9 protein-coding genes are annotated in these 6,705 nt (G+C 42.5%); all 9 read left to right on the top strand.

The features are described 5' to 3' along the window. Window positions 1-526 (top strand): OmpH family outer membrane protein (locus WC615_RS21965; protein WP_372980191.1); only part of this gene is annotated, 526 nt, incomplete at its 5' end. Continuing rightward, window positions 516-1,085 (top strand): OmpH family outer membrane protein, encoded by a 570-nt coding sequence (locus tag WC615_RS21960; RefSeq protein ID WP_372980190.1) that lies wholly within the window; start codon window positions 516-518, stop codon window positions 1,083-1,085. The genes WC615_RS21965 and WC615_RS21960, both read left to right, overlap by 11 nt. A 62-nt stretch (window positions 1,086-1,147) precedes the next feature. After that, window positions 1,148-1,987, top strand: coding sequence for a glutamate racemase (gene murI, locus WC615_RS21955; RefSeq protein ID WP_372980189.1), 840 nt, complete (start codon window positions 1,148-1,150; stop codon window positions 1,985-1,987). Between the two features lie 661 nt (window positions 1,988-2,648). Beyond that, complete coding sequence (gene nuoH / locus WC615_RS21950) at window positions 2,649-3,719, top strand: NADH-quinone oxidoreductase subunit NuoH (protein ID WP_372980188.1); 1,071 nt, start codon at window positions 2,649-2,651, stop codon at window positions 3,717-3,719. Between the two features lie 94 nt (window positions 3,720-3,813). After that, window positions 3,814-4,404, top strand: coding sequence for a 4Fe-4S dicluster domain-containing protein (locus WC615_RS21945; RefSeq protein ID WP_372980187.1), 591 nt, complete (start codon window positions 3,814-3,816; stop codon window positions 4,402-4,404). Next, entirely contained in the window at window positions 4,401-4,949 is a 549-nt protein-coding gene (locus WC615_RS21940) for an NADH-quinone oxidoreductase subunit J (protein WP_372980186.1), read from the top strand. The genes WC615_RS21945 and WC615_RS21940 overlap by 4 nt, the downstream gene beginning before the upstream one ends. Beyond that, window positions 4,946-5,251 carry an NADH-quinone oxidoreductase subunit NuoK gene (nuoK, locus tag WC615_RS21935; protein ID WP_372980185.1) on the top strand — a complete coding sequence of 102 codons (306 nt, stop codon included), beginning with the start codon at window positions 4,946-4,948 and terminating at the stop codon, window positions 5,249-5,251. The genes WC615_RS21940 and nuoK overlap by 4 nt, the downstream gene beginning before the upstream one ends. 2 nt (window positions 5,252-5,253) lie before the next feature. After that, on the top strand, window positions 5,254-6,144 hold the full coding sequence (locus WC615_RS21930; protein WP_372980184.1) for a hypothetical protein: 891 nt from the start codon (window positions 5,254-5,256) through the stop codon (window positions 6,142-6,144). Next, complete coding sequence (locus WC615_RS21925) at window positions 6,144-6,674, top strand: hypothetical protein (protein WP_372980183.1); 531 nt, start codon at window positions 6,144-6,146, stop codon at window positions 6,672-6,674. Before WC615_RS21930 ends, WC615_RS21925 begins: the two co-directional genes overlap by 1 nt. Window positions 6,675-6,705: the final 31 nt, after the last annotated feature.

Here is a 6,705-nt window from a genome sequence, read left to right as displayed (position 1 = left end):
AAAGATAATTTTAATACTTTGTTTTACTTTTGCCGCCTGCACAGCAGCGTTGGCGCAACGCTTTGCATATGTTGATTCTGATTATATTTTAAAACACATGCCCGAATATGCTTCATCGCAAAAGCAACTGGCATCGTTATCAGAATCATGGCAGAAAGATGTTGATAGCCGTTTTCAGGAAATTGACCGTTTGTACAAAGCCTATCAGGCCGACCAGGTTTTAATGACCCCTGATATGCGCAAACGCCGCGAAGCGGAAATTGTTGATAAAGAGAAAATAGCTAAAGATTATCAGCGCCAGATTTTTGGCCCGGATGGTGAACTTTCTAAGAAAAGTACAGCGCTGATTAAACCAATTCAGGATAGGGTGTCTAAAGCTGTACAGGCAGTTGCCGAAAGCGAAAGCCTTGATATGATATTTGACAAAAACAGTGAAGTGATCATGTTGTATGCCAGCCCGCGTTATAATAAAAGCGATGAGGTGGTTACAAGGTTAGGTTTAAAGCCGGGAGTATTTGCCAAATAAAAATTATATATATATTAGGACTATTATTAAACACAGAACAACAAAAATGAAAAAACTATTTAAAGTTGCTTTAGTTGCAGCAGGAATGTTATTTGCAGGCAACTTTGCCCAGGCACAGTCAAAAATTGGCTATATCAATTTCGAGGGACTTGTACAACAAATGCCTGAATTTAATACTGTTAAATCACAGCTTGAAATTTATCAAAAGCAATTTATTGATCAGCTTTCTACCATGAATACTGAGCTTCAGAATAAAGGTAAAGAATACCAGGCTACACAGGAAAAAATGACCGATGCTGTCCGTTCAACAAAACAGGCTGAGCTACAGGATATTCAAAAACGCATACAGGATTTACAAACCAGTGCACAACAGCAGGTAGATAATAAAGCCAGTGAACTTTACAAACCATTAACCGATAAAGCAAATGTAGCTATTAACGCTGTTGCTAAAGAAAAAGGCTTTACCTATGTGCTTAATACTGCTCAAACACAGTTATTAGTTTCGCCTCCGGGAGATGATTTGATGCCGGCTGTAAAGCTTAAATTAGGATTAAAATAATCTAAAAATTAAATTATTTAGAAAGCGCCCCTATTACGGGGCGCTTTTTTATTTTTGTTAGTATGTTATCAAGCGGTCCAATAGGGGTATTTGATTCGGGTATAGGTGGTTTAACGGTGTTCCGTTCTATTGTAGAGCAGTTGCCGGGTTATGATTATTTATACCTTGGTGATAACGGGCGTGCCCCCTATGGCAACCGATCGTTCAAAACCATACACCAGTACACATGGGAATGTGTGCAATGGATGTTTAAACAAGGTTGCCCGCTGGTAATACTTGCCTGTAATACTGCATCAGCAAAAGCACTGCGCACTATACAACAGCAGGATATGCCCGGCTTGCATACAGATAAGCGTGTGCTTGGTGTAATACTCCCAACAGCCGAGGTTATTGGCAATTATACCCAAACCAAACAAATTGGTGTGTTGGGTACAAAAGGCACCGTACAATCCGGCTCGTACCTGTTAGAGATAGAACACTTTTTTCCTAAATTGATAGTTTACCAGCAAGCCTGCCCGCTTTGGGTACCGCTGATAGAGAACGGCGAATACAACAAGCCCGGGGCAGATTATTATGTAAAATTGTATCTGGATCAGTTGATGCAGCAATCACCCGATATTGATACCATATTACTGGCCTGCACACATTACCCGCTACTGCAGGATAAGATAAAGGCCCACCTCCCTGCCAATATTAAGGTTGTTGCCCAAGGTGATATTGTTGCCACCAGCCTGGTTGATTATCTGCAACGCCATCCTGAGATGGAACAGCGGCTCAGTAAAAATGGGCACCGGGCTTTTTATACCACTATTGACGATACCCCGGATTTTGACCATCATGCAACCCTGTTTTTTGGTAACCAGGTAAAAAGTGAGTTTGTTGATGTACGGGAGGGGTGTTGATCAGATATGTGGATGACTCATCTCCCGCCACGTCATTGCGAGGTACGAAGCAATCTCCTGATAAATTTTCTTATGCTAAGTGTACCACTATAAACATCGGCCCGCTCAATTGCCGCGGGATGGCTGTTACTTTGTCTTGATACAAAGTAACCAAAAATCAAGTCAGCAAAAAGGCTTCTTTGCGCACATGGCCTTTACCCTGCAAACCGGGCAGAACCACGGGCTGGAATCTTTTGCCAGCTCCGCCCACTCTTGCCCTTGCTTTCGCAAAAGTTCCTATGCCCTTACCACGCACAAGGCCAACATCGTTCTGCCCGCTTTCGCCCGAAGCTGTTTGTCTGACACGGAACTACGGAAACGTGCATTCTCCTCCTTGTCATCCTGAGCATCGCGAAGGATCTATTAGCGAACTTTGCATGTCGACAAATAGATGCACTACGTTCAGCATGACAAAGTGGTGGTTTTGCGTTAGGGATAGCAGCGGATACCTGCCTTGTGGCTAAGGCTTGCGCAGTATGAGCGGATAGCCCGGCCGCAGGCAACGCCCAAAACAAATTGTTGAATTTAACGGTTCCCTCTTTAAAATCATTCTAAAAAAGCACTACCAAAACAGTCAACTATCCTTAGCATTTATTAAGTTTGCAGCCAACGTAAACGGCCCTTGAATTTTTACATTACATATTTCATTGTAGCAGCAGGTTTATTTGCTTTTGTAGGCCTGTTTACCATGTTTGGCGTATATGCCGAGCGTAAAGTGAGCGCGTTTATACAACACCGCCTCGGGCCAACAGAAACAGGTAAATACGGAACCCTTCAGGTATTGGCCGATATGCTTAAGATGGTACAAAAGGAACTCATTATCCCGGCTGCGGCCGATAAGATATTGTTCCTGGCAGCACCTATCATCATCTTCATTGGCGTGTACCTTGGTTTTGCGGCATTGCCCTGGGCACCCGGACTGATCCCCGCAAACATCAACATCGGTTTATATTACATTTTCGCTATCATATCTATCGAAACCCTTGGCATACTGATGGCAGGTTGGGGGTCTAATAATAAGTATTCTATACTGGGCGCCATGCGCTCAGCCGCGCAAATTATCTCGTACGAGATTCCGGCCGGGTTTGCATTGATCTCTGTAGTGATGATAGCGCAAACACTTAACCTGCAGGATATAGCCATGCAGCAGGGCATACTATCGCCCGATAAGGCAAAGTTTTTCGGCTTTTGGGATGTGTCGCAAATAGGGGGTATCCTATCCTGGAATATTTTCCAGGCGCCGCATTTACTGGTGGCTTTTGTCATCTATTTCATTGCGTCGCTGGCCGAAAGTAATCGCGCGCCTTTTGATATTCCTGAGGCTGAATCTGAACTGGTGGCGGGTTTCCATACCGAGTTTACCGGTTTGCAGTTTGCGCTGGTGTTTTTGGCCGAATATTCGATGATGTTTTTGGTATCGATGGTGGGGGTGATCTTATTTTTAGGTGCATGGAACACGCCGTTACCAAACATTGGTTCGGTAACTTTGGCAACGTGGACAACCGGCACCGCATGGGGCATTATCTGGATATTGATAAAAACCTTATTATTGGTAGGTGTACAAATGTGGATCCGCTGGACATTGCCACGCCTGCGTGTTGACCAATTAATGAACCTGTGCTGGAAAATATTAACCCCGCTGGCGTTTTTATGTATGCTGATATCAGGTATATGGCGTTTATGGGTAATGTGATAGTTAGAGATTAGAGATTTGTGATTAGAGATTAGGAATACAAAAAAGGTATGATCGGTTAAATCAATTAATCGGTGAAATCCAAAAAAATAAAATGATAAAGAAGGCAATAAACGGTTTTACTACGGCATGGAAGGGGCTATCCCTTACCATAAAGGCTTTGTTTGCCTCAAATGCCAAACGTAATATTACGCCTATAACAAACGATAATTACTTCAGCCAGCAAAACAATACCAATACTATACAATACCCAAAGCAGGAATTGCCTGTGCCCGAAGTGGGCCGCTACCAGCTGGATGTGGAGATAGACGATTGTATTGTGTGCGACCTATGCGCCAAAATTTGCCCGGTTAACTGCATCGATATTGAGTCTATAAAATCAACCGAAGGTTCAATTGGCGAAACATCCGACGGATCGAAAAAACTGCTTTACGCGGCTAAGTTTGATATTGACATGGCCAAGTGCATGTACTGTGGCTTATGCACAATTGTATGCCCAACGGAGTGCATTGTTATGACCAACCAGTATGATAAAACGGTATTCGAACTGAAAGACCTGAACTACGAATTTTCGGATATGTCGCCCGAGTTTGCTGCCGAAAAGCGCGAACTGCTGGAAAGGCAACAAGCCGAAAAACAAGCCGCAAAATTAGCAGCCATGAAAGCGAAGGAGGGCGGGGTATGAACTTAGTACAGATTATGTTTTACTTAATGGCGTTTATAACGCTGGGCTCGGCATTGGTTGTGGCCATGGGTAAAAATTTGATGCGCAGCATCTTCATGTTCTTTGTAACACTGTTTGGCCTCGCTGGCCTTTATGTATTGGCCCTGGCCGATTTTGTAGCCGTTACCCAAATAGTTATTTATGTAGGTGGAATATTGGTGCTGATATTATTCGCTTTTATGCTCTCGGGTAAAGAATCGCTGGCCATCGCACAACAACAAACCACACCATATATCAGTTTGAAGAATTTACCGGCTTTTTTATTGGCCGCCCTGTTTTTGGTGGTAATGCTGAACGTGGTTTTTAAAGCTGATGTAAATAACCTGCCATGGGTAAAAGCTGCTATCGCAACAAAGAATGTGGTGCCGGTAAACGGTACTATCAATAACATCGGTGTTAGTTTAATGACGCGCTATTTGCTGCCTTTCGAGGTGATCTCTATTTTGTTGATGATAGCATTGGTAGGTGCTGCGCACTTATCCCGCAAGGAGGGCGCGAAAGCATGATAGGCCTTAATGATTTTATGATAGTAAGCGTGGTGCTGTTTTGCATCGGCCTGTTCATTATTGTATCAAAAAAGAACGCCATACAAATACTGATAGGCATTGAGCTAATGTTGAACGCTGCCGTATTAAACCTGGTAGCTTTTGGTAAGTATGACCGTATAAACAACGGCGGGCAAATGTTTGCCCTGTTTGCTATTGTACTGGCCGCTGCTACAACTGCTGTTGCGTTGGCTATTATATTGAATGTATATCGACAGTACAAAACTATTGATCCGGATAAAATTAACCAGTTGAAAGATTAACAATGAAAAAACTGCTTTTAATATTGCTGATGTTACTTTCTGTGTGTGCCTTTGCGCAAACACGTAAGGAGCATGCAACAAAAAAGAAGGCAAAGAGCACAGCTAAGCATTCTAAAAAACGCTCATCAAGACATCGCCTTAGCGCAGGGGAGGCCCGTGTAGAAGAACCTGTTGAGGAAGAGGAACGCGCTACGTACCCATTTTTTAGGGTGGATAGCATTACAAAAAAACTGGTGCTAACCGACCCGCCTGACGAAAAGGACCGCCCGTTTGTATTGGTAAACGACAACGTTTACAATGGGCGCCTGCAAGATCTTAAACCCCAAAATATCCTGGATATATCGGTTGTAAAAAGCAAGGGTGCCAAAATGATGTACGGGCAAAAAGCTGCTGCCGGTGCTTTGATCATCAAAACTAAACAAGCTTTACCTGCCGACTTGCCAGGTACTTTGCTGCCATTGCCAAAGCAACAGCCAAATCAAAAAGCATTTGTACTTAATGAAGAGGTTACCTATGGTAAGGTGTCAGATATCGACCCGGAAACCATCCTGAAGATTGATACGTTGATACAACCAAAATTTGTGGGCGCTACACAGAACGATACTACGGTTAATGTAACTACCAAAAAATACGGCACTAAACTGTATCAATGGAAATTTGGCACGCTATCAAAAGCTTACAAAACTTACATTCGTTCGCGCAAGGGTAAGGATCTTACTGTAACCTATATAATGCCTGATGGCAATGAACTAACCGGCGAAGACAAGCTGCAGCTTTTTGAGCTGGCCAGCAAAGCTGATATTAAAGCGGTGAGTTTTACAAGTCCAAGTGGCACGCGTAAAAGTCGAAAACCGGCAACCGTAACTATTGAACTAAACCAACCCTCGAATTGATGATGAAGAAGTTGGTTTTGATATTGTTTGTTTTTGGATCGGCTAGTGCGTTTGGGCAGGCTGAAAAGAAAATTAGTGATACCATATTTATGATACATGATGCACCAATCATATCATCGAAAAGCCGACCATTGTATATAATTGATGAGCGACTTTCAAAAGTACAGCCCCAGTTTAAACCGGCAGATATTTGCGATGTTAAGGTATTAAAACCGTTTGACGCGTTTAAGTTATACGGAAAAGATGCTAATGATGGTGCAATTATTCTTATAACCAAAAAGTTTGCTATTAAACGATATCAGGAAAAATTTTCCGGGTTGTCAATTGAATATAAATCGTGCCTGAATTCACAAAAAAACAATGACGATAACTTTTTATATGTAGTAAATGGTGCGCCGATACAAGGAGAGTCGAAAATAAAAGAACTATATAATCTGGAGGTTGAAAAAATTAAAGAGTTAAAATTTCTTAAAGGTGAACCAAGTATTAATGGTGTTATTCAGCTGATAATTATTGTAACTAACAATTGAACCCAACCATACCATATAACGACGCGCAAAC

Origin of the sequence: Mucilaginibacter sp. (assembly GCF_041663085.1) — a bacterium.
Lineage (GTDB): Bacteria > Bacteroidota > Bacteroidia > Sphingobacteriales > Sphingobacteriaceae > Mucilaginibacter.
This window is presented reverse-complemented; position numbering and strand designations above follow the sequence as displayed.

Coding starts and splice junctions, on each gene's coding strand:
- murI (WP_372980189.1), top strand. CDS start 1,148: ATGTTATCAAGCGGTCCAATAGGGGTATTTGATTCGGGTATAGGTGGT.
- WC615_RS21945 (WP_372980187.1), top strand. CDS start 3,814: ATGATAAAGAAGGCAATAAACGGTTTTACTACGGCATGGAAGGGGCTA.
- WC615_RS21940 (WP_372980186.1), top strand. CDS start 4,401: ATGAACTTAGTACAGATTATGTTTTACTTAATGGCGTTTATAACGCTG.
- nuoK (WP_372980185.1), top strand. CDS start 4,946: ATGATAGGCCTTAATGATTTTATGATAGTAAGCGTGGTGCTGTTTTGC.
- WC615_RS21930 (WP_372980184.1), top strand. CDS start 5,254: ATGAAAAAACTGCTTTTAATATTGCTGATGTTACTTTCTGTGTGTGCC.
- WC615_RS21925 (WP_372980183.1), top strand. CDS start 6,144: ATGATGAAGAAGTTGGTTTTGATATTGTTTGTTTTTGGATCGGCTAGT.